The sequence below is a fragment of the Actinomadura rugatobispora genome (assembly GCF_042656285.1).
Classification (GTDB): Bacteria; Actinomycetota; Actinomycetes; order Streptosporangiales; family Streptosporangiaceae; genus Spirillospora; species Spirillospora rugatobispora.
Window position 1 is genome coordinate 1 of the sequence record NZ_JBHSON010000260.1, and the last position, 858, is coordinate 858.

Annotated in this window: 1 protein-coding gene and 1 pseudogene; one reads left to right on the forward strand and one right to left on the reverse strand. The window is 54.5% G+C overall.

The features are described from left to right. A partial coding sequence (locus ACFPZN_RS56215) for a dihydrofolate reductase (RefSeq protein WP_151374597.1) occupies window positions 1-377 on the reverse strand: 377 nt, incomplete at its 3' end. Window positions 378-521: 144 nt separating this feature from the next. Here ACFPZN_RS56215 and intI1 point away from each other — a divergent pair. Next, a pseudogene (gene intI1, locus ACFPZN_RS56220) lies at window positions 522-858 on the forward strand (class 1 integron integrase IntI1); the annotation flags it as partial.

Consider the following 858-nt stretch of genomic DNA (forward strand, 5'->3'; position numbering starts at 1 on the left):
GTTTGATGTACCTCAGATAGAAACACGCCGTGGGCGTGAGGTAGTGCCAGAGTGTATATCTCAGCTCCGCCCGCGACGTAGAGTTCATTGCCGAGTTCGGATGCCAAAGCGATAGCGTGCGACAGCGTTGAAACAACTACGCAGCCAGTGGCGCGGTAGTTAGCTTGGCGTGAGATTACCAATGTGTGACGGTTCGGTAGAGGCTTGCCGATAGACTCAAAGGTCTTTCGCCCCATGACAACGACTTTTCCCTCAGTGAGTCTGCGAAAAATCTTCTGCTCACCCGGAATTTTCCAGGGGATATTAGGACCATTGCCAATAACCCGATTGGCTCCCATCGCAGCAACGAGATAAATGCGTACTGATTCCGAGTTCATATGGCTAACTTTGTTTTAGGGCGACTGCCCTGCTGCGTAACATCGTTGCTGCTCCATAACATCAAACATCGACCCACGGCGTAACGCGCTTGCTGCTTGGATGCCCGAGGCATAGACTGTACAAAAAAACAGTCATAACAAGCCATGAAAACCGCCACTGCGCCGTTACCACCGCTGCGTTCGGTCAAGGTTCTGGACCAGTTGCGTGAGCGCATACGCTACTTGCATTACAGCTTACCAACCGAACAGGCTTATGTCCACTGGGTTCGTGCCTTCATCCGTTTCCACGGTGTGCGTCACCCGGCAACCTTGGGCAGCAGCGAAGTCGAGGCATTTCTGTCCTGGCTGGCGAACGAGCGCAAGGTTTCGGTCTCCACGCATCGTCAGGCATTGGCGGCCTTGCTGTTCTTCTACGGCAAGGTGCTGTGCACGGATCTGCCCTGGCTTCAGGAGATCGGAAGACCTCGGCCGTCGCGGCGCT